Consider the following 20,593-nt stretch of genomic DNA (forward strand, 5'->3'; position numbering starts at 1 on the left):
ATCAGCGGGAGAACAGGGCGTCAGCGGCCGGAGGCGGCGTTCTGCCCGGCCAGGCGGCCCAGGGTGAGGGCGTTGGCGACGGCGTTGCCGCCGCCGACGTAGCGACTGCCGAGGACACCGCCCCCGGCCTCGCCGGCCGCGAACAGGCCCGGGATCGGCCGGCCCCGCTCGTCGAGGACCGCCGCGTTGTGGTCGATCTCGAGACCGGCGTGGGTGCAGACGAGCTCGGCCGGGAGCACGCGGGTGGCGTGGAACGGCGGCGTCGCGATCGGGGCCAGGGGTGCGGTGACCCCCTTGGCGGCCAGCGTCTGGTCGCGCTGGAAGTCGGCGTCGGTGCCGTGCGGCAGCTGGTCGTTCCAGCGCTCGACGGTGGCGACGAGACGGTCGGCGGGGACGTGGATCCGCGCCGCCAGGGCGGGCAGGTCGTCGGCGCGGACGATCTCGCCGGCCGCGACGAGGGCGTCGACGCGGGCGGGGGTCCAGTCGGCGTACCCCTCGGGGAGCGCCTGGCGGGCGGCCTCGTCGAAGACCATCCAGACCGGACCGCCCTGGGCCTCGATCTGGCCGCCCGAGACGGCGTACGACGCGTCCTCGTCCATGAACCGGCGCCCGACGTCGTTGACGTGCACGCGCGAGGCCGGCGCGAACCCGGCCTGCCAGTGGTGGGACCGGACGAACTGCGCGGTGGGCAGCATCAGCCCCCAGCCCTCGCCCGCGACCGAGGCGGAGACCTGGCGGCCGAAGCCGAGGTGGTCGCCGCGGGAGCCGGGCGCCGCGACGACGAAGAGCGACTCCCCCGCCTTGAGCGCGTCGGGGAACCAGCGCTCGACCAGGGCAGGGTCCTGGGCCAGGCCGCCCGAGGCGACCACGACCGCGCCCGCGGTGAGCTCGACGCCGTCGGCGACGACACCGCTCACCCGCCCCTCGGTGACGAGCAGGCGCTCGACCCGGGTGTGCAGCACGGCCTCGACGCCGCCGCGCTTGCGGGCCCGGTCGAGCACCTGGACCAGGCCGTAGCCCTGGTCCTTGGGTACGTGCGCGCGCCAGACGTCCTCGACGCCGGCCCGGGTCAGGCCGGGCGTGTGCGCGTCGGGCGAGACCTGCGCAGGCACCTCGACGCCGAGGTCGAGCAGCCACTCCAAGGTCGGGCCGGTCAGCTCGCAGAAGCGGCGTACCAGGCCCGGCTTGAGCAGCCACTGGTTGAGGTCCATGTAGTGCTGGAAGAACCGCTCGACCGTGTCCTCCACCCCGAGTGCCTTCTGCACGCTGGTGGCGGCGGCGGTGAACATGCCCGCGGAGAGCTGGGTCGAGCCGCCGAGCTCGCCCTCGGACTCGAAGAGGATGACGCTCCGGCCGCGCTCGGCCGCCGAGACGGCCGCGGCGAGGCCAGCCCCGCCACCGCCGATGACGATGACGTCGTAGTCGGGTTCGTGGGCGCCGCTCACAGCGCTCCCTCCATCTCGTCGAGGATCCGGTGGTAGGTGCCGTTGGAGACCAGGGCGCCGTCGACGGTGAGCTCGGCCCCCGACATGTACGACGAGCCCTCGCCCAGCAGGAACGTCACGACGGCGGTGACCTCGTCGGGCCGGCCCATCCGCCCGAACGGGATGCTCGCCACGGCGGACGCGACGAAGCCGTCGGATCCGGCCAGCAGCGGCGTCTCGACCAGTCCGGGGTGCACCGAGTTGACCCGGATGCCCCAGCCGGCGAGCTCGCCCGCGGCGGACTTGGTCAGCCCGCGCAGCGCCCACTTCGACGCCGAGTAGGACGGGGAGAAGTAGCCGATCTGCCCCGCGATCGAGGAGATGTTGACGATCGAACCGCCGCCGGAGTCGCGCATCAGCGGCGCGCACGCCTGGATGCCGAGGAAGGGTCCGTCGGCGTTGATCGCCATCACCTGGCGCCACACCTCGGGCGGGGTGTCCATGAACCGCAGCCGGCGCGAGATGCCGGCGTTGTTGACCAGCCCGTGGAGGGCGCCGTGCTCGGCGCGGATCGCCTCGACGACGGCGGCCCACGCGTCCGGCTCGGTGACGTCGAGCCGGTGCGCCTCGGCCGTGCCGCCCGCCGCGCGGATCTCGGCGACGACCGGCGTGGCGTCGGCGACGTCGGCCAGGACGACGCGCCACCCGTCGGCGGCCAGCGCCCGGGCGTGGCCGGCGCCCATGCCGCCGGCGGCGCCGGTGACCAGGACGACACGGCCCGCAGCCGGCTCAGACATGGCGCGAGCCGCCGTCCACGGCGAGGATGTGACCGGTCACGTAGCGCGCGCTGTCCGAGAGCAGGAACAGCATCGGGCCGACGATCTCCTCGGGCGAGCCGAGCCGGTGCAGCGGGATGCTGTCGAGCGCCTTGGCCAGCGCCGGCGGGTCGTCCTGGACCCAGCGGGTCATCTCGGTGTCGACGAAGCCGGGCGCGATCGCGTTGACCCGGATGCCGAGGTCGCCGTACTCGACGGCGAGGCACTCGGTCAGGTGCGCGACCGCCGCCTTGGACGAGCAGTACGCCGCGCGGCCGCGCCGTACCCGCACGGCGGCGACCGAGGCCATGTTGACGATCGCGGCGCCGGGGGCCATCACGGAGGCGGCGGCCTGGGCGCCGTACAGGACGCCCTCGACGTTGATCGCGAGCGTGGCCTGGATCTGGCTGACCGGGATGTCGGCGGCCGGCGCCTCGGGGAAGATCCCGGCGTTGTTGATCCACAGGTCGACCCGGCCGAAGCGCTGCACGGCGAGCTCGGCGACGCGCTGCTGGGCCTCGCGGTCGCGGACGTCGACCGCGGTCGCCACGACCTCACCGGCCCCGCCGGGGGCGTCGGCGTTCTCCGCGGCGAGCGCGGCCGCGGTGGCCTCCATCTGGGCGAGGTCGAGGTCGGCGCCGACCACGTGGACGCCCCGGCGGGCCAGCGCCGCGGCGAACCGCGCGCCCATGCCCCGGCCGGCGCCGGTGATCACGGCGACCTTGCCGCGCAGGTCGGGGTGCTCGACGATCATCGGCGTCGCCTCGACCCGTCCGGGGTGCTCGGTGCTCGAGGGCTGGGTGGACGGCTGGCTGGTCATGCGGGTGCTCCTTGCTGGTTCGGCTGTTCGGTGGTGTCGTCGCGGCGGACCCGGCGGCGGGCGACCCGCCAGCCGAGTGCGGCGGTGTCGTCGCGGACGAGGTCGTCGGCGATCGTGGTGAGCCGGACCAGCCGGCTCCCCTCGCCCGCGGGCGTCTCCACGATCTGGAGGTAGGCGTGCGCGACGACCCGGTCGGGCTCCGGCCCAGGCTCGAAGCCGGGCTCACCGGCGGCGCCGGGCAGCACGTCGACGTTGGTGATCACGTGGCGCAGCCGGGTCCGGGTGCGCTCGCCCGCGGTGCGGAAGTCCTCGGCGAAGCCGACCAGGGCCGCCGTCCCCACCACCGGCTCCGGGTACGACGGCGAGGCGAACACCCCGTCGGCGGTGAACGTCGCCGCCCACCCCTGCGCGTCGCCCTCGTCGATGAGCCGGGACTGGCGGGCGTAGAGCCGGGTCACCCCGGTCACCACCGCGTCCGGGACCTCGGTCCGGTCGATCCGGTCGGTCACTGCTCCCCCTTGTGTGCGATAGTCGCACGCTACGTGCTATAACTGCACGAGAGGTTAAGCACGTCACAGTCGGGTGGTCAAGCCCCCGACGTGACCCCGAGCACGTCGGAGGTCGGTCCGGTGGGAAGAATGAGCCGCATGAGCGAGGCAGACGAGGTCGTCCTCGACAGCTCCATGTCGAAGACGCTGCACTCGGGCCTGCGGGTCCTCGAGGTGCTCAGCGCCCGCGGTACGGCGATGACGATCACCGAGATCGCCGACGCGGTCGGCGTCCACCGCACGGTCGCGCACCGGTTCGTGCGCACGCTCGAGGCACACCGGCTGCTGCGCCGCGACCGGGCCAAGCGCTTCCACCTCGGCACCGGCCTGGTGCCGCTCGCCGAGCCCGTCGAGCGCGACCTGCGCACCGCCGCGCTCCCCCTGCTCGAGGAGCTCGCCGACGAGGTCAGCGCGACCGCCCACCTCGTCGTCCAGGAGGACCCCCGCCACGTCCGCGCCCTCATGGTCGTCGAGCCGCGCAACGCCTCGGTGCACGTCGCCTTCCGGCCCGGCCAGCTCGACGCGATCGACCGCGGCTCGGCCGGCCTCGCGATCCTGTCCGGCCAGCCGCCCCGCGAGGGCGAGCGAGACGAGGTCGGCACCGCCCGGACCCGCGGCTACGCCGTCTCCTTCGGCGAGGTCGTGCCCTCGGTGCACGGCGTCTCGGCCCCCGTGCCCAACGGGCGCGACGGCGCCCAGCTCAGCGTCGGCGTCTCCGTCTTCGACCTCGCGGACGTCGAGCGCCTCGGCGCCGCCGTCCGGGCCACCGCCCAGCTGATCGGCCACGTCGCGGGCTGAGCCGCGGTCGGCGGGCCACCGTAGGGTGGGCGCCGTGCCGACCCTCGTGCTCGCGTCCGCGTCCCCCGCACGCCTGACCACCCTGCGCAACGCCGGCCTGGCGCCGGTGGTGATCGTCTCGGGCGTCGACGAGTCCCAGGTACGCGACGTCCCGCCCGCCGAGCTGGCGCTGCGCCTGGCCGAGCTCAAGTGCCACGCGGTCGCCCCGCGCCCGGAGGTCCCCGCCGACGCCCTGGTGCTCGGCTGCGACTCGGTCCTCGAGCTCGACGGCGAGGCGCTCGGCAAGCCGGCCGACGCCGACGAGGCCGTACGCCGCTGGCAGGCCATGCGCGGGCGCTCCGGCGTCCTGCACACAGGCCACTGCCTGCGCGACGTCGCCGGCGACCGCCAGGTCGCCTCGACCGCGTCGACCACGGTCCACTTCGCCGAGGTCGGCGACGACGAGATCGCGGCCTACGTCGCGACCGGCGAGCCGCTCCACGTGGCTGGCGCGTTCACCGTCGACGGCCGCGGCGGCGGCTTCGTCACCGGTATCGAGGGCGACCACCACAACGTCGTCGGCGTGAGCCTGCCGCTGCTGCGCGACCAGGTCCGGACGCTCGGGCACCGGTGGACCGACCTCTGGGCCGGCTGAGCCGCCTGGGCCGCCTGGGCCGCCTGCTCCCGGCCGCGCTGCTGGCCCTGCCCGCGGCACCGGCCGCCACCGCGGCCACGGCCCCGCCCGACGACCCGGCGCTCACCCCCGGCAGCCACCGCACGACGCTGCCCGCCGGCGGACCGCGGACCTTCCGCCTCGAGCGCACCACGCCGGGCAGCACCGTCCACGTCGCCCTCTGGTACGTCGGCGCCGGCGACTCCATCGGCGCGGGCCTCCGGCTCTCCCTCGGGACCGCGCCCGGCGACGAGAGCTGCGGCAGCGGCGCGGTCTTCCGCCCCACCACCGGCGAGCCGGCCCCGCTGCTCCTGACCTCCGCCTCCACCTGGACCGACGCGCCCGAGCACCCCTGCGCGAGCGCGGACACGCTGTCGGTGCGCGTCGGCGTCCCCAGCGACCCCGCCGACCGCGGGCGCGCCGCGACCCTGCTGGTCTACGAGGAGCCGCCGCTGTCGGCGTACGCCTTCGGGCTGCTGGACGAGCCCCTCACCCCCCCCTGGGTCGCGCCCGCGCCGGCGCCGGACCCGCGTCCCCTCACGCCCGGCGCCACCCCGGCGGACGCGCCCGTCGTCGACGACGGCACCTACGCGATCACCGTGCGTCCAGGGCGCACCGCGCTCGTCGCGGTCCCGCTCGACTGGGACCAGACCCTGCGCGCCCAGACCGCCGACGACGCCCTCGCGGTCCACGTGCTCGGCCCGCTGCTCGGCGCCAGCGACGCCTCGACCGCGCCGGGCCGAGCCCAGTCGCACGTGGTCTCGTTCCTGCACCGCGAGGCCTACGACCCGACAGCGGCCGGCGCCTCCCTCGCGGGCGTCCACTACGTGCTCGTGAGCGCGCCCGAGGCCCGTCGGCCGGTCACCACCACGCTCACCCTCGCGCACAGCGGCACCGCCGCCGAGGGGGTGCCGGACTACGCGAGCGGCGCGCTCCTCGCGCCCCAGGCCGATTCGCGCCTGACCGACGGCTCGCTGCGCGCGCCGGCCCCGCCGACCGCACGGCCCACCGCGACCGTCCCCGAGGACGACGACGACGGCCGGACCCTGCTCCTGGTCGGAGGCGGGATCGCGGCCGCCGTCGCGGTGGCGCTGCTGGTGCGGACTACTCGACGGGCAGGCCGAGCCCGCGGGCGATGAGCATCCGCTGCACCTCGGAGGTGCCCTCGCCGATCTCGAGGATCTTGGCGTCGCGGTAGAACCGGGCGACCGGGTACTCCTCCATGAAGCCGTAGCCGCCGAAGACCTGGGTCGCGATCCGGGTCGCGGTGACCGCCGACTCGCTCGCGTAGAGCTTGGCCACCGACGCGGCCTGCTTGAACTCCTTCATCGACGGCCCGCGGCCGCCCATCATGGCGTCCTTCATCGCGGCCGCGCGGTAGGTCAGCAGGCGCGAGGCGTGGAGCATGACCTCGAGGTCGGCGATCTGGAAGGCGACGCCCTGCTTGCGCCCGATCGGGCCGCCCATGGTCTGGCGGTCGAGGGAGTACTCCACGCACAGGTCGACGCACGCCTGGATCAGGCCCACCGCCAGCGCGGCGATCGCGACCCGGCCGTCGTCGAGCGTGGCGAGGAACTGCGCGTAGCCGCGGCCCTTCTCGCCCACCAGGTTGCTCTCGGGCACCCGGCAGTCGACGAAGCTCAGCGGGTGGGTGTCGGAGATGTGCCAGCCGAGCTTGTCGTACGACGGCTCGGCCACGAAGCCCGGCGTGCCGGACGGGACGATGATCGTGGAGATCTCGGGCTTGCCGTTCTCCCGGGTGCCGGTGCGCGCGGTCACCGTCACCACCGAGGTGATCGAGGAGCCGGAGTTGGTGATGAACTGCTTGCCGCCGTTGATCACCCACTCGCCGTTGTCGAGCTCGGCCTTGGTCTTGGTCGCCCCCGCGTCGGAGCCGGCGCCCGGCTCGGTCAGGCCGAAGCCCGCGAGCCGCTGCCCGGCGACGAGGTCGGGCAGCCAGGTCTTCTTCTGCTCGTCGGTGCCGTAGGTCAGGATCGGGTTGATGCCCAGGCCGACCCCGGCCTCGAGCGTCACGCCCAGCGACTGGTCCACCCGGCCGAGCTCCTCGATCGCCAGGCACAGCGAGGTGAAGGGGCCGTCCTCGGCGTCGAGCCCGGCGCCGCCGTACTCCTCGGGCGCGGTGAGGCCGAACAGGCCGAGCTCACCCATCTTCTGGACGACATCGGTCGGGAAGTGGTGCGCCTTGTCCCACTCCGCCACGTGGGGGCGGATGGTGGCGTCGGCGAAGTCCCGGACGGTACGCCGGAACTCCTCGTGCTCACGCGACAGCTCGAACTGGGTCATGGCCCCATCGTAGAGCAAGAGGTTAATGGTTGTTAACCACCGATCCTGGGGAAATCCTGGGAAAAGCGGACGACGGCGGGACCGGCCCTCACTCGCCCGGTCCCGCCGCCGTCACGCACCCGATCGGGTGGCTGGTTCAGCCGGCGACGGCTGCGCTCAGCCGAGCGCCTTCTGGCAGGTGGTCTGCGCCTCGGTGAACAGGTTGACGTCGGCCGGGTCGATCGCGGCGGCGTTGCCGTCGGCCAGGGCCTGGAGCGTGGTGGCCGAGGCGTCGTCGTACACGGCGTCGACGAAGCAGCTGACCACCTTGGTCACGACGTCCTCGGGCATCGGGATGCCCGCGTCCTCGCCACCCTTCTTGACGATGCCGCTGTAGCCGGCGACCACCGCGTCGCGCGCGGGCTTGTCGCCGTCGCCCTCGTCCGCGTCGGGCTCGCTGCCCTCGGTGGAGTCGGTCGCGTCGGTGGACTCGGTCGACTGCGAGGTCTCGTCCTTGGCGGGCTTGTCCGCGCCGGCGTCGTCGTCGCCACAGGCGGTCAGCAGACCCGACAGCCCGATGGTGGCGGCCAGGAGAAGGCCGGGGATTCGTACGCGCATCTGGGGTTCCTCACTTCATGGGTCGAGGCCCGCCTCGGTCGGCGGCACCTGCTGCGGAGCGCCACCGACTCGTCCGGCCCACCGCTCTCCCGTCACCGGGGCCGCCCGAGAAGACAACGCGGGGCAAGTCCTCCCCGCCCGCAGCCAACCCAAACGCCGGGTGCGGCGTACGTCACCTGCCCGGCCACCGGATACCGCTGAGGCCCGACCAAGCGCACGCCCTAGACTGCGCGAGGTTTCACGAACGACGTGAGGAGAAATCGGTGCCCGACATCAAGCCGCTGCGCAAGGTGCTCATCGCCAACCGTGGAGAGATCGCGGTCCGCGTGATCCGTGCCGCGAAGGACGCCGGCATCGCCAGCGTCGCGATCTACGCCGAGCCCGACGCGGACGCGCTGTTCGTACGGCTGGCCGACGAGGCCTACGCGCTGGGAGGCGCGACGCCCGCCGACTCGTACCTGTCCATCGAGAAGATCCTCGACGTCGCCGCCAAGTCCGGCGCCGACTCGGTGCACCCGGGCTACGGCTTCCTGGCCGAGAACGCCCAGTTCGCCCAGGCCGTCCTCGACGCCGGGCTGATCTGGATCGGGCCCTCGCCCGAGGCGATCGACGGTCTCGGCGACAAGGCCAAGGCCAAGCAGATCGCCCTCGCCGCCGGCGCCCCGCTCGCGCCCGGCCTCAAGGACGCGGTCAAGGACGCCGACGAGATCGTCGGGTTCGCCAAGGAGCACGGCCTGCCGGTCGCCATCAAGGCGGTCTTCGGCGGCGGCGGCCGCGGCCTCAAGGTCGCCCGCACGCTCGAGGAGATCCCCGAGCTCTACGAGTCGGCCGTGCGCGAGGCGATCTCCGCCTTCGGCCGCGGCGAGTGCCTGGTCGAGAAGTTCCTCGACCGCCCGCGCCACGTCGAGACCCAGTGCCTGGCCGACCAGCACGGCAATGTCGTCGTCGTCTCCACCCGCGACTGCTCGCTGCAGCGGCGCCACCAGAAGCTCGTCGAGGAGGCGCCCGCGCCGTTCCTCACCCCCGAGCAGAACGAGCGCCTCTACGAGTCCTCCAAGGCGATCCTGCGCGAGGCCAACTACGTCGGCGCCGGTACGTGCGAGTTCCTCGTCGCCGCCGACGGCACCATCTCCTTCCTCGAGGTCAACACCCGCCTCCAGGTCGAGCACTGCGTCTCCGAGGAGGTCACCGGGATCGACCTGGTCCGCGAGATGTTCCGCATCGCCGCGGGCGAGGAGCTCGGCTACGGCGACCCGGAGATCCGCGGCCACTCGATCGAGTACCGGATCAACGCCGAGGACGGCGGCAACAACTTCATGCCGGCCCCCGGCACGCTGACCACCTGGAACCCGCCGCAGGGTCCCGGCGTCCGCGTCGACGGCGGCTACGAGAAGGGCGAGACCGTCCCCGGCGCGTTCGACTCCCTCGTCGCCAAGCTGATCATCACCGGCCAGAACCGCACCCAGGCGATCGAGCGCTCGCGCCGCGCCCTGAGCGAGTTCGAGGTCGACGGCATGCCGACCGCGATCACCTTCCACGAGGTCATCACCCGCGACCCGGCCTGGGTGGCGTCGTCCAACCCGACGGGCGAGGGCTCCTTCGACGTCTACACGACGTGGATCGAGACCGACTTCGACAACCAGATCCAGCCCTACGGCGGCGCCGCGGGCGAGGCCGAGGAGCAGGGCGAGAAGCAGAAGGTCGTCGTCGAGGTCGGCGGCAAGCGCGTCGAGGTCGTCCTCCCGGCCGGCCTGGGCGGCATCGCCTCCGGCCCCGCCGCGGGCGCCAAGAAGCCCAAGCGCACGGCCGGCAAGAAGGCCGGCGCCGCGGCGTCCGGCGACTCGGTCACCTCGCCCATGCAGGGCACCATCGTCAAGGTCGCCGTCGAGGAGGGCCAGCAGGTCGAGGAGGGTGACGTCGTCATCGTCCTCGAGGCGATGAAGATGGAGCAGCCCCTCAAGGCCCACAAGGCCGGCACCGTGACCGGCCTGAACGCCGAGGTCGGCGCCACGATCGGCAACGGCGAGGTCGTCTGCGAGCTCAAGGACTGACCTGGCTCCACCTCCCCCGCACCACGCCGGCGCCCGTGTTGAGTAGCACTACTCACCACGGGCGCTGTCGTTCCCGGCAGATTGGCGCCATGAACCTCATCCCCCGCCTCCTGGCCGGCCTCGCCGGCGCCGCCCTCCTCGTCACCGCCGCCCCGGCCGTCGCCTCCGCCGCCGACTTCAGCCACGTCGACGCCGCCCGCGACGTCCGCTCCGGCACGCTCGACAGCGACGCGATCCGCCGCCCCGAGCCGCGCGAGCGCGCGGGCGACGTACGCCGCCTCCGGGTCGACCACCGCACCGACACCCTCGTCCTCACCTTCCGCACCCGCGGCGCCCTGCCCACCGGCCGCTACGTGGTCACCGCCGAGGTCCGCACGCCGGGCGGGACCTTCGAGGTCAGCCACGGCCGGATGTTCGGGATGACGTTCAGCGACGTCAGCGTCGACAGCGAGCCGATCGTCTGCGCCGGCTACCGCACCGAGATCGACACCTCCCGCAAGCGGACCACCATGGTCATCCCCACCTCCTGCCTCGGCACCCCGGCCTGGGTCCGCGTCGGCGGCGGGACCGGCATCATCCGCGGCAAGCGCCTCTACGTCGACGACGCCCTGCGCGACGGCCGGGTCCGCGACACGATCAAGCTCTCCCCGCGCATCGCCCGCGGCTGACCTGCCTGCACGCGTGCCGCACGACGACCGTCCGGCCTCCGCGCCGGACGGCTCATCGTGGCACGCACAGGCAATGACATGATGCGCACCATGACACGCACCCCCCTCGCCCGTCTGGCCGCCTGCCTCGCCGGCGCCGCCCTCGTGGTCGCCGCGACCCCCGTGCTCGCCTCGGCCGCGGACTACAAGCACACCGACGCCTCCCGCGACGCGACCGTCGAGCGGATGGACGCCGCGAGCAAGGCCCGCATCGACCGCCGCGAGGCCTCGGTCGACATCCGCACCGTGCGGGTCAGCCACACCGCCAGCCACGTCGTCGTCAAGGTCCGCACGCGTGCCGCGATGCCCGCCGGGAGGTTCTTCCTGATCGCGAGCCTCCGCGTCCCCGGTGGCCGCTCGTACGAGCTCGAGCACATCAAGATGCTCGGCACCACCCACAGCCAGGTCAGCACCAACGACGAGAAGGTCGAGTGCGCCGGCTACCGCGCCGACATCGACCGCGGCCGCCGCCTCGCCACGCTCGTCGTTCCCACCACCTGCCTCGGCGACCCCGCGTGGGTCCGCGCCGGTGTGGGCGTCGCCCGGTTCGCCCAGAAGCGGATGTGGTCCGACGACGGCCTCAGCAACCACCGCGTCGGCGACTCGCTGCGCTACTCCCCGCGCATCGCCCGCGGCTGACCTGGAGCGCGCACCGTGACCCGCCGTCTCGCCGCCGTCCTCGTCACCGCGGCCGTCCTCGCCACCGGCGCCCCGTCGCTCGCCGCGGCCGCCGACCACACCCACACCGACGCCGCCCGCGACGTCCGCTCCGGAGCGATGCGCTCCGCCGGCGACACCCTCCGCCGGCCGGAGCCGCGGGAGCGCGGCGTGGACATCCGCACGATCCGGGTCAGCCACCTCGCCGACCGCGTCGTCGTCAAGGTCCGCACCCGCGCGGCCATCCCCACCAAGAAGTACTTCGTCGGCGTCGCGCTGCGCCTGCCCGGCGGCGCGATCTACGAGGCCAGCGCCTACAAGTACCGCGGGATGAGCAGCAACCAGCTCACCACCGGCCCCGACGACAAGGTGGAGTGCGCCGGCTACCGACTCGACATCGACCGCGCCCGCCGGGTCACCACGGCCGTCGTACCGACCACCTGCCTGGGCGACCCGGCCTGGGTACGGGTCGCCGTCGGCGCCGCGCGGTTCACCGCCAAGCGGGTCTATGCCGACGACGGGCTGGACACCGGGCCGATGCGGAGCGACTACTTCTTCACCCCGCGCATCGCGCGCGGCTGAGCCCCCTCAAGCCGTACGACGCCCGCCGTCGAGGCCGCGGCGGGGCCCCCGGTCCTCATGACGTACGGCGCGCGCCCGCCCGCCGTCCTTGGCCGCGTAGAGCGCCTCGTCCGCCCGGGCCAGGGCCAGGGCCATGTCGTCGTGCGGGAGGACGGCGGCGATGCCGAAGCTGGCCGTCGGCGGGTCGGTCTCCCCCGCGCTCTCGCTGTAGCGGTCGGCGATGGCGGCGACGATCTCCTCGGCCGGGCCGCCGAGGGTGAGCAGGCCGAACTCGTCGCCGCCGAGGCGGCTGACGATGCCCTGCTGGCCGACCACCGAGCGGCAGGCGTCGGCGAAGGCGACGAGGGCGCGGTCGCCGGCGGCGTGGCCCGAGCCGTCGTTGATGCTCTTGAACCGGTCGAGGTCGGCGACCAGGACGGCGGCGTGCCGGGTGACCCGGGCGTGGTCGAGCTGGCGCTCGGCGGCCTCGAGGAAGGCCTGGCGGTTGAGAAGGCCGGTGAGGCCGTCGCGGGTGGCCTGGCGGCGCAGCTCGGTGGTCTGCTGCTCGTGGCTGAGCGCGGACATGCTGAAGGTGACGACGACGAGCAGCAGCATCGTGAGCAGGGTGGTGACCTGGCCGCCGAAGCCGATCCGGAAGACCGCACTGTCGGGGCCGGCCGCGACGAAGACGACGTCGCGGGCCAGGTAGAAGCCGCCGATCACGCCGGAGACGATCGCCATCGAGGAGACCGCGAAGCGGAACTGCTCGCGGGCCCCGCCGGCCGGGCGCTCGGTGCGGAGCAGGCGGACCAGCTCCCAGGCCGAGCCGCCGATCAGGATCGCCATGGCGAGCAGGTACGCCACACCGCCGGACCACACGTCGTGGCGCGGGTCGTCGAGCAGCGAGACGGCGAGGACGACGGCGGGCAGCACGACGAGCTGCCACCAGCGGACCCGGCGCTCACCGAGGCTGCGGGCACCGGCCCACACGCAGGCGGCGCCGAGGGTGCCGGCGGTGTTGCCGAGGGGGTTGGCCACGACCTGGACGGCGCTGCCGTTGAAGAGGAACAGCGAGGCGCTCACGATGAAGAACGCCAGCGAGCCGCACCACCAGCCGCTGTAGGCCGAACGGGTCGAGCGGTAGGTGACGCCGTAGAACAGCACGAGGATGCCGACGGCGACGAGACCGAAGGCCACTCGAAGTGTCACGACGTCCAGCACACCTCCAGGCTAGGCGCGACCCGGGTACGGTGCGCCCCCCTCGCGCGGAACCTGGCCGAGGGACGTCCCGGCGTGGTCAATTCGGAGGGTGCGCGGCCGCCGAAGGGAGGACGAAGGTCCCACTGCCGTCCCGGGACCCGGACGGCCCGTAGGCTCGCGAGCGTGACACAGCTGCGCGATCCTGCCCACCGGGTCAGCCCCCGAGCCCGCGTGATGTGGCACGTCGAGAGCGCGATCGGCGCCGTCGTGGTCGCGGCCGGCCTGGGTGTCGGCGCCTACTTCGCGCTGCCGGACGGGCTGCGCTGGTGGGCGACCGGGCTCGCGGTCGTCGGGTGCGCGGCGGTGGCGGTCGTCGTCCCGCAGTGGCGCTACCGGGTGCACCGCTGGGAGGTCTCCGCGACGGCCGTCTACACCCAGCGCGGGTGGTGGGCGCGCGAGCGCCGGATCGCCCCGATGTCGCGGGTGCAGACCGTCGACTTCGCACAGGGGCCGCTGGCCCGGCTCTTCGGGCTGGCCTCGGTCACCGTCACGACCGCCTCGGCGGCCGGTCCGCTCCAGATCGAGGGGCTCGAGCGGGACGTCGCGCTCGCGCTCGCCGACGAGCTGACCCACCAGGCCCACCTCGTCGCGGGCGACGCCACGTGAGCGTCGTCCCGCCTCCGCCGCCGCCTCCGGCCCTGGAGCCGGACTGGCAGCGCCTGGACCCCCGGATGCTCCTGGTCCACCCGATCAAGGAGGTCGGGAAGTTCTTCCCGGTCCTGATCGGCCTGGTCGTCGCCGGTGGCGCGTCCGGCTTCGGTCCGTGGGCACTGCTCGGCGTCGGCGTGCCGGTGGCGCTCGGTGTCGTGCGCTACCTGACCACCACCTACCGGATCACCGAGCGCCGCGTCGAGCTGCGCCGCGGGCTGCTCCAGCGCCACACCCTGACGACGCCGGTCGACCGGGTCCGCGCGGTCGACCTCAGCGCCTCGCCCATCCACCGGGTGCTCGGCCTGGCCACCGTCGTGATCGGCACCGGCAGCGCCGCCACCGGGTCCGACGAGCAGCTCGAGCTCGACGCACTGCCCCGCGAGGAGGCCGCCCGGCTGCGCTCGGCGCTGCTCCACGCGCGGCCGGCGGCGCCGGGCACCGACGCCTCGGCGTACGGCGGCGCCGGGGCCGGGCCCGGCGTGGTCGACGAGGAGCAGGTCGTCGCCCGGTTCTCGCCCCGCTGGCTCTGGTACGCCCCGTTCAGCGGCGCCGTCCTGGTCGCCTTCGGTGCCCTCGCCGGGGTCACCTTCCAGATCGCCGAGAACGTCCACATCCGGATCTCCGAGGCCGACCTCGCCGGGATCGGCACGACCTTCGTGCTCACCGTCGTCGGCGGCGTCCTGGTCGTCGCGGTGCTGCTCGTGGTGGGCGGCTACCTCGTCGTCAACGGCGGCTTCGTGCTCGCGCGCTACCGCAGCGCCTGGCACGTGCGCCGCGGCCTGCTCACCCACCGCGAGACCACCATCGACATGGCCCGGCTGGCGGGCGTCTCGCTCGCCGAGCCCGCCCTGCTCCGGCTCGCGCACGGACGCCGGGTCAACGCGATCGTCACCGGCCTCAGCGGCGAGGGCCAGTCGAGCTCGTCGATGCTGCTGCCGCCCGCCCCCGCCGCCACCGGGTACGACGTCGCGTCGGCCGTGCTGGGCACCCCGGAGCCGGTGACCGCTCCCCTGCGTCCTCACGGCCGCTCCGCGACCACCCGCCGGTTCAGCCGCGCGCTGCTCGGCTCGCTGCCGTTCGTCGCGCTCGTCGTGGCCGGGGTGGTCGCCGGCGGCCCGCTCCCGCTCCTCGCGCTGGCCGTCGTCCCCGTCGCGCTCGCGCTGGCCCTGGCCGTCGACCGGGTCCGCACGCTCGGCCACGGCTTCCTGGCCGGTCACGTCGTGATGCGCTCGGGCTCGGTGCTGCGCACCCGGGACGCGCTGGCCGCCGACCACGTCATCGGCTGGAACCTGCGCGCGACCTGGTTCCAGCGCCGCGCCGGCCTGGTCTCGCTCGCCGCGACGACGGCCGGCGGCCGGGGCCGGGTGCACGTGCCCGACGTCGGCGCGGACGACGCGATCGCGCTCGCCGAGGCGGCGACGCCCGGCCTGCTCGGGCAGTTCCTGGTCGAGGGCGCGGTCTAGGGCGCAGCCGCGACGCTCAGCGGCGTGAGCAGCCGGTGCGGCTGCTCCAGCGCCCGGGCGACCCGGTCCTCGCGGCGCAGCGGGTTCACGCCCGGCCCCGGGCGGACGACGAGGTCCTCGGGCCCCGGCACCGTGCCGCACGCCGGGCACCGGCCGAGCGCGTCGACGTCGGTACCGCAGTCGGCGTGGCTGAACACCCGCGCGGGGTGACCTCCGGCGACGTGCTGCTCCCCCCACTTCGAGAGCGAGAAGACGACCGGCCACAGCGCCCGTCCGGCCTCGGTGAGCACGTACTCCGGATGCCCGTCGACGCTCTCCCGGGTCAGCACACCGTCGCCGACCAGCCCGTCGAGGCGGGCGGTGAGCACCGCGCGCGAGATGTCGAGGTGGTCGCGCAGGTCGGTGAAGCGGCGTACGCCGTAGAAGCAGTCGCGCAGGATGAGCAGCGTCCAGCGCTCCCCCACCACCTCGAGCGCACGCGCGAGGTAGCACCCCTGCTGGTCGTATCCGGTGCCGAGCGCCACACCGCCAGCCTAGCGCAGAGTCTGTTCACCAGACCGGCGATCTGCCAAGATGGTCCGGTGAACAGACCAGCCGTCGCGGCGCTGTCCCTGACCTCGTTCAGCACGTTCGTCGCGATGGTCGCCTACGCCGGCCCGCTCGGGAACGCCACGACGCTCAGCGCGGCGTTCGACGCCTCCCCCACGGCGACGACCTGGCTGCTGAGCTCGATGAGCGTGGGCCTCGCGGTCGGCCTCCTGCCGGCCGGGGCGCTCGCCGACCTGACCGGGCGCCGGCGGGTGTTCCTGGGCGGCGCACTGGTGCTTGCCGCGGGCTCGGTGCTGTGCGCCCTCGCGGACGACGCCTGGACCTTCGTCGCCGGCCGGGTCGTCGAGGGCCTCGGCGCGGCCGGCGTCATCGCCACCGGCCTCGGCCTGGTCGCCGCCGTCGCGTCCGACGGCGCCCACCGCGCCCGCGCGGCCGCCTGGTGGGGCGGCAGCATGGGCCTCGGGATCGCGGGCGGGCCCCTGCTGACCGGGCTCTTCGACCTGGGCGACCTGTGGCCCGCGACCTACTGGCTGCTCGCCGCGACCGGCGTCGTCATCGCCGTGCTGGCGCCGCGCTGCTTCACCGAGTCCGAGGTCGATCCCGAGCGCCGGATGGACCTCGTCGGCGCCACCCTCATGGCCGCCGGCCTGACCGCGCTCCTCGTCACCCTCGTCGAGGCACGCCGCGGCGACACCGGCATCGCGCTGGCGGGAGCCGCGGTGAGCGTCGTGGCGCTCGGCGGGTTCGCCGTCGTCCAGACCCGGCGCCGGCACCCGATGCTCGAACCGGCCCTGCTGCGCCACCGCGGGTTCACGGCCGCCGTCCTCGCGGCGGTCGGCACCGGCGCGGGCGTGATCGCGCTGATGTCGTTCTCGGGCACGTTCGCGACCGGAGCGATGGGGCTGAGCAGCCTCCAGGCCGGCGCGCTGCTCGCGCTGTGGTCGGCGACCAGTGCGGTGGCCGCCCTCGCGCTGCGCCCGCTGGCCCTGCGCCTGACCGGCACCACCCAGCTCGCCGCGGGACTGATCGGCGCCGGGGTCGGCCTGCTCATGCTGTCCGGGCTCGGCGGCCCGCCGTCCGCCTGGCGCCTGGCGCCGGGGCTGATCGTGGCGGGCATCGCGAGCGGACTCCTCAACGGCGGCCTGGGCCGGCAGGCGATCGCGACCGTGCCCCCCGAGCGCTCGGCGGTCGGGACCGGCGTCAACAACACCGCCCGGTACGTCGGCGCGGCCGTCGGCACCACGCTCGTCAGCGTCCTCGCCGCCACACCACACGCCTCGGCCGCCGCCCAGGTGGCAGGCTGGAACCACGTCACCCTGCTCGCCGGCGCGATCTCGCTCGTGACCGCCGTCGCGATCGTCGCGATCGACAGGGGACGCCATGCCGAGGAGGCCCGATGACCGCCGTACCCGACCAGCCCGACGGCACCTACGCCCCCGTCCCCGACGGGCGTCCCGACCCGGGCGAGGTCGTGTGGGCCTGGGTCCCCTACGAGGACGACCCGAACCAGGGCAAGGACCGCCCGGTCCTGGTGATCGGCGCGAGCACCGACGACCAGGGGCGCCACCAGGTGCACTGCCTGGTGATGACGAGCAAGGACCACGACCGCGACGCCGCCCAGGAGGCCGCCGCCGGCCGGCGCTGGATGGACGTCGGCAGCGGCGCCTGGGACCCGCGCGGCCGGCCGAGCGAGGTCCGGCTCAACCGGCTGCTCGTCCTCGACGCCGCCGAGGTACGCCGCGAGGGCGCGGCGCTCGACCGGGACACCTACGCCGCGGTGGTCGCCGCCCGCGCGGCACTCACCGGCTGACGCCGATCCCGAGGGAGTCGGCCAGCAGCGCCAGGTGGCGCGCGAAGAGGTCCTCCGCGTCGCCACCGAACCCCTCGGGTCCGTACTGACCGAACACCTCGAAGCTCACGCAGCCGAACAGCCCCGCCCAGACCAGCACGCCCGCGACGAGAGCGTCGTCGGGCAGGTCGATCCCGAACTGCTCGCGCACGCCCTCGAAGGCGGCGGCGAGCCCCGGCGGCACCGCGCCCGGCTGGGCCGGCACGTCGAGCGCACCGTCGGCGAGCGCCGCGGCGGCGAGCTCGAGCAGCATCCGGACCACCCGCGTGCCCGGACCGGTCGTCTGCTCGGCGGGCGCGTGGTAGCCGGGCACCGGCGCGCCGTAGAGCAGCGCATAGGTGGCCGGCTCGGCGCGCGCCCAGGTCCGGATCGCGTGGCCGAAGGCGACGAAGCGCTCGCGGTGGGACGCCTCGGGCACGGCGGCGAGTGCCCGGGCCACGGTGTCGCCCAGGTCGTCGTACCCGTCGACGAGGAGGAGGGTGAGCAGCTCGTCGCGGCTCTTGACGTAGCGGTAGACCGCCGACGAGACCACGCCGAGGTCGCGGGCGACGGCGCGCAGCGAGAGCGCCGCGGCGCCGTACTCGGCCAGGTGGGCGCGGCCGATCCGGGTGATGTCGGCCATCGTCTGCGCCCGGGCGCGCTCGCGGGGGGTGGTCGCCATGGCCCCATCCTGCCGATCGTGAGCAGTTGACGCAAACGTGAGCAGTGCTCTTGCTTTTCCGTCGGTCGAGGTGCATGCTCGACCACGAACCGAGAGCACTGCTCTCACTTTCGTGAAATCACCCGGGAGGAACCCGTCATGTCCCACCACGTCGTCACCGGAGCCGGCCCCGTCGGCGCCACCGTCGCCCTCCAGCTCGCCGACGCCGGCGAGCGCGTCACCCTGGTCACCCGCTCCGGCAGCGGCCCCGAGCACCCGCTGATCGAGCGCCGCCAGGTCGACGTCGCCCGGCCCGGCGCGCTCGCCGCCGTCCTCGACGGCGCGGTCGCCGTGCACCACTGCATCCACGCCTCCCGGTACGACGCCGCGACCTGGCGCGCCGAGCTGGTCCCGGCCGAGCAGGCCCTCCTCGCCGCCGCGGGCGCGGCCGGCGCGGTCGTCGTCTTCCCCGAGAGCCTCTACGCCTACGGCCGGGTCACCGGCCCGATCACCGAGGACACGCCCCGCACCGCGACCGCCGGCAAGCCCGGCGTCCGGACCGCGCTGCTCCGCGCCCGGGCCGCGTCGGCGACCCCGACCGTCAGCGTCGCGGCCTCCGACTTCCTCGGCCCGCGGGTGCTCACCTCCCACGCCGGCGAGCGGATGGCCGCGGCCGTCCTCGGCGGGCGCACGCTGCGCGTGGTGGGCAGCCTGGACCAGCCGCACTCGTGGACCTACGTGCCCGACCTGGCGGCGGCGATGATCCGTGCGGCCGCCGACGAGTCGCTGTGGAACTCCGTGCTGCACGCCCCGACCGGGCCGGCGCTGACCCAGCGCGAGCTGGCCACGGCGTTCGCCGGGGCGGCCGGCGTACCGGTGCCGCGGCTGGGCACGATCCCGGCCGGGATGCTCCGTGCGATCGGGCTCGTGCACCGCGACACCCGCGAGCTGGCCGAGATGAGCTTCCAGTTCACCGCGCCGTTCGTGCTCGACTCGACCGCGAGCGAGGAGCGGCTCGGCCTCGAGCCGACGCCCCTCGACGACGCGATCCGGGCCACCGCGGACTGGTGGCGCGCGCGATGACCCTGGCCTACGTGTGGTCGGTCAGCCTGCTGGTGTTCCTCAGCGAGATCCTGATGCTGGTCGTGCTGGGCCGGGCAGGGTGGCGGCTGGCCGGGCCGGGAGCGCTCGGCTGGCTGGCCGCGACCGCGCTCGTCGTCGGCGCCTGCGTGCTCTGGGGACTCCTCGCGGTGACCTCGACCAGCCCCCGGGTCGTGGTCGGCTTCGCGGCCTTCGTGCTGGTGGTCAACGTCCTGGCCCTGCTGCCGCCGGTCGCCGACGCCGTGCTGTGAACCCCCGGCTCAGCGCATGAGGAACGAGGCGCGCCAGGTCTTGCGCTGCGCGGCGCCGACCATGCCGGCCTCCTCGAGCACCGGCATGACCTTCTCGCCCATCCACGCGATCGTCTCGCGGTAGTGCTCGTTGCCGAGAGCCTGGCGGCGAGCCTCGGCGGGGTCGAGCCCGACCGAGGCGTAGACCTCGGGGTGGACCAGCGAGCGCATCGTCACGTAGCCGACCTGCGCGGTGAGCGCCTGGTGCCACGCGCGCTGGGCACGGCTCAGGCCGCGCACCGCCTTGGTCAGCTCGTCGCGGGCGAAGGTGACGTGCCGGGCCTCCTCGACGACGTGGATCCGGGCGACCATGCGGGTCAGCGGCTGGACCCGCTCGTCGCGCATCAGCTCGCGCTGCCAGCGGTCGACCGGCTCCTCGCCGATGAGGATCGAGGCGTAGGCGCTCGGGCCGTGCAGGGCGAGCTGCCCGACCCGGCCGATCCGCTTGATCCGCGGGCGCGGCCCGTACGCCGGGACGCCCATCGCCGCGATCGCGCGACCGAACATCACCGTGTGCCGGGTCTCGTCGCCGACCTCGGTGAGCGCGAACTGGGTCCGCGGGTCGCGCGGGTCGGCGTCGTAGGCGTCGCGCAGCAGCAGTTGCATGAGCACGACCTCGAACCAGATGCCGACGCTGGCGATGCTCGCGATCTCGTGCGCGGACAGGGTGATCCGCTGCTCCTCGCTCAGCCGCTTCCAGAGCGGGGTGCCGTAGAGCGACATCCGCTCGGGCTGCATCCACCACAGCCCGGGGACCGGCGGCGCGGACCAGTCGAGGTCGACCTCGGGGTCGTAGGACTGGCGCGCGGTCGAGCGGAGCAGGCGATCGGCGAGCGTCATCGGGCTGCAGCCTCCA

23 protein-coding genes are annotated in these 20,593 nt (G+C 74.5%); 13 read left to right on the plus strand and 10 right to left on the minus strand.

The genetic code is table 11. The features are described 5' to 3' along the window. Positions 1 to 20: 20 nt before the first annotated feature. Genes M0M48_RS17045 through M0M48_RS17060 form a run of 4 tightly spaced genes read right to left on the minus strand, consistent with a single transcriptional unit; the run spans position 21 to position 3,568 of the window. On the minus strand, positions 21 to 1,445 hold the full coding sequence (locus M0M48_RS17045; protein ID WP_308220323.1) for an FAD-dependent oxidoreductase: 1,425 nt from the start codon (positions 1,443 to 1,445) through the stop codon (positions 21 to 23). Further along, entirely contained in the window at positions 1,442 to 2,221 is a 780-nt protein-coding gene (locus tag M0M48_RS17050; protein WP_215814751.1) for an SDR family NAD(P)-dependent oxidoreductase, read from the minus strand. The genes M0M48_RS17045 and M0M48_RS17050 overlap by 4 nt, the downstream gene beginning before the upstream one ends. Beyond that, positions 2,214 to 3,059, minus strand: a complete 846-nt coding sequence (locus M0M48_RS17055; RefSeq protein ID WP_257752047.1) for an SDR family NAD(P)-dependent oxidoreductase — start codon at positions 3,057 to 3,059, stop codon at positions 2,214 to 2,216. The genes M0M48_RS17050 and M0M48_RS17055 overlap by 8 nt, the downstream gene beginning before the upstream one ends. Continuing rightward, complete coding sequence (locus M0M48_RS17060) at positions 3,056 to 3,568, minus strand: nuclear transport factor 2 family protein (protein ID WP_257752048.1); 513 nt, start codon at positions 3,566 to 3,568, stop codon at positions 3,056 to 3,058. The genes M0M48_RS17055 and M0M48_RS17060 overlap by 4 nt, the downstream gene beginning before the upstream one ends. Before the next feature lie 138 nt (positions 3,569 to 3,706). Between M0M48_RS17060 and M0M48_RS17065 the strand changes: the two genes are divergently transcribed. From M0M48_RS17065 to M0M48_RS17075, 3 genes are read left to right on the plus strand one after another with little or no spacing between them, the layout of a single operon-like run. Further along, positions 3,707 to 4,405: an IclR family transcriptional regulator gene (locus tag M0M48_RS17065; RefSeq protein ID WP_257752049.1), complete on the plus strand. Its 699-nt coding sequence runs from the start codon at positions 3,707 to 3,709 to the stop codon at positions 4,403 to 4,405. A 34-nt stretch (positions 4,406 to 4,439) separates the two neighbouring features. Next, complete coding sequence (locus M0M48_RS17070; protein WP_215814747.1) at positions 4,440 to 5,039, plus strand: Maf family protein; 600 nt, start codon at positions 4,440 to 4,442, stop codon at positions 5,037 to 5,039. After that, the gene (locus tag M0M48_RS17075; RefSeq protein WP_257752050.1) at positions 5,015 to 6,196 is read left to right on the plus strand and encodes a hypothetical protein; all 1,182 of its coding nucleotides are present in this window, start codon (positions 5,015 to 5,017) and stop codon (positions 6,194 to 6,196) included. Before M0M48_RS17070 ends, M0M48_RS17075 begins: the two co-directional genes overlap by 25 nt. On the opposite strand, the gene M0M48_RS17080 is transcribed toward M0M48_RS17075, so the two are convergent. Beyond that, positions 6,162 to 7,361, minus strand: a complete 1,200-nt coding sequence (locus M0M48_RS17080; RefSeq protein ID WP_257752051.1) for an acyl-CoA dehydrogenase family protein — start codon at positions 7,359 to 7,361, stop codon at positions 6,162 to 6,164. The genes M0M48_RS17075 and M0M48_RS17080 overlap by 35 nt on opposite strands. A 156-nt stretch (positions 7,362 to 7,517) precedes the next feature. After that, complete coding sequence (locus M0M48_RS17085; protein WP_257752052.1) at positions 7,518 to 7,958, minus strand: hypothetical protein; 441 nt, start codon at positions 7,956 to 7,958, stop codon at positions 7,518 to 7,520. 263 nt (positions 7,959 to 8,221) lie between these two features. Between M0M48_RS17085 and M0M48_RS17090 the strand changes: the two genes are divergently transcribed. The 4 genes from M0M48_RS17090 to M0M48_RS17105 all read left to right on the plus strand — a co-directional run bounded on the left by M0M48_RS17090 (position 8,222) and on the right by M0M48_RS17105 (position 11,955). Then, positions 8,222 to 10,009 carry an acetyl/propionyl/methylcrotonyl-CoA carboxylase subunit alpha gene (locus tag M0M48_RS17090; RefSeq protein ID WP_257752053.1) on the plus strand — a complete coding sequence of 596 codons (1,788 nt, stop codon included), beginning with the start codon at positions 8,222 to 8,224 and terminating at the stop codon, positions 10,007 to 10,009. 89 nt (positions 10,010 to 10,098) lie between these two features. Further along, the gene (locus M0M48_RS17095; RefSeq protein ID WP_257752054.1) at positions 10,099 to 10,677 is read left to right on the plus strand and encodes a hypothetical protein; all 579 of its coding nucleotides are present in this window, start codon (positions 10,099 to 10,101) and stop codon (positions 10,675 to 10,677) included. A 90-nt stretch (positions 10,678 to 10,767) separates the two neighbouring features. Further along, on the plus strand, positions 10,768 to 11,355 hold the full coding sequence (locus M0M48_RS17100) for a hypothetical protein (RefSeq protein ID WP_257752055.1): 588 nt from the start codon (positions 10,768 to 10,770) through the stop codon (positions 11,353 to 11,355). Positions 11,356 to 11,370: 15 nt separating this feature from the next. Beyond that, on the plus strand, positions 11,371 to 11,955 hold the full coding sequence (locus tag M0M48_RS17105; protein ID WP_257752056.1) for a hypothetical protein: 585 nt from the start codon (positions 11,371 to 11,373) through the stop codon (positions 11,953 to 11,955). 6 nt (positions 11,956 to 11,961) lie between these two features. Here the strand turns inward: M0M48_RS17105 and M0M48_RS17110 are convergent, their stop codons facing one another. Then, positions 11,962 to 13,143: a GGDEF domain-containing protein gene (locus tag M0M48_RS17110; RefSeq protein WP_215814739.1), complete on the minus strand. Its 1,182-nt coding sequence runs from the start codon at positions 13,141 to 13,143 to the stop codon at positions 11,962 to 11,964. Positions 13,144 to 13,317: 174 nt separating this feature from the next. Between M0M48_RS17110 and M0M48_RS17115 the strand changes: the two genes are divergently transcribed. Further along, positions 13,318 to 13,800 (plus strand): PH domain-containing protein, encoded by a 483-nt coding sequence (locus tag M0M48_RS17115; protein WP_257752057.1) that lies wholly within the window; start codon positions 13,318 to 13,320, stop codon positions 13,798 to 13,800. Continuing rightward, the gene (locus M0M48_RS17120) at positions 13,797 to 15,308 is read left to right on the plus strand and encodes a PH domain-containing protein (RefSeq protein ID WP_257752058.1); all 1,512 of its coding nucleotides are present in this window, start codon (positions 13,797 to 13,799) and stop codon (positions 15,306 to 15,308) included. Before M0M48_RS17115 ends, M0M48_RS17120 begins: the two co-directional genes overlap by 4 nt. Here M0M48_RS17120 and M0M48_RS17125 read toward each other — a convergent pair. Then, positions 15,305 to 15,832, minus strand: coding sequence for a winged helix-turn-helix transcriptional regulator (locus M0M48_RS17125; protein ID WP_257752059.1), 528 nt, complete (start codon positions 15,830 to 15,832; stop codon positions 15,305 to 15,307). The two genes, M0M48_RS17120 and M0M48_RS17125, sit on opposite strands and share 4 nt — an antisense overlap. Positions 15,833 to 15,889: 57 nt before the next feature. Between M0M48_RS17125 and M0M48_RS17130 the strand changes: the two genes are divergently transcribed. Next, on the plus strand, positions 15,890 to 17,257 hold the full coding sequence (locus M0M48_RS17130) for an MFS transporter (protein WP_257752060.1): 1,368 nt from the start codon (positions 15,890 to 15,892) through the stop codon (positions 17,255 to 17,257). After that, a complete protein-coding gene (locus M0M48_RS17135) occupies positions 17,254 to 17,667 on the plus strand; it encodes a type II toxin-antitoxin system PemK/MazF family toxin (protein ID WP_257752061.1) in 414 nt (137 codons plus the stop codon). Before M0M48_RS17130 ends, M0M48_RS17135 begins: the two co-directional genes overlap by 4 nt. Here M0M48_RS17135 and M0M48_RS17140 read toward each other — a convergent pair. After that, positions 17,657 to 18,367 (minus strand): TetR/AcrR family transcriptional regulator, encoded by a 711-nt coding sequence (locus M0M48_RS17140; RefSeq protein WP_215814735.1) that lies wholly within the window; start codon positions 18,365 to 18,367, stop codon positions 17,657 to 17,659. The genes M0M48_RS17135 and M0M48_RS17140 overlap by 11 nt on opposite strands. Before the next feature lie 138 nt (positions 18,368 to 18,505). On the opposite strand from M0M48_RS17140, the gene M0M48_RS17145 reads away from it, so the two are divergent. Both M0M48_RS17145 and M0M48_RS17150 read left to right on the plus strand, forming a co-directional pair. Next, positions 18,506 to 19,429: an NAD-dependent epimerase/dehydratase family protein gene (locus M0M48_RS17145; protein ID WP_257752062.1), complete on the plus strand. Its 924-nt coding sequence runs from the start codon at positions 18,506 to 18,508 to the stop codon at positions 19,427 to 19,429. Beyond that, positions 19,426 to 19,698: a DUF2568 domain-containing protein gene (locus M0M48_RS17150; protein ID WP_257752063.1), complete on the plus strand. Its 273-nt coding sequence runs from the start codon at positions 19,426 to 19,428 to the stop codon at positions 19,696 to 19,698. Before M0M48_RS17145 ends, M0M48_RS17150 begins: the two co-directional genes overlap by 4 nt. A 9-nt stretch (positions 19,699 to 19,707) precedes the next feature. Here M0M48_RS17150 and M0M48_RS17155 read toward each other — a convergent pair whose 3' ends face one another. Further along, complete coding sequence (locus tag M0M48_RS17155) at positions 19,708 to 20,577, minus strand: AurF N-oxygenase family protein (RefSeq protein WP_215814732.1); 870 nt, start codon at positions 20,575 to 20,577, stop codon at positions 19,708 to 19,710. Positions 20,578 to 20,593: the final 16 nt, after the last annotated feature.

Source organism: Pimelobacter simplex (assembly GCF_024662235.1).
Lineage (GTDB): Bacteria > Actinomycetota > Actinomycetes > Propionibacteriales > Nocardioidaceae > Nocardioides.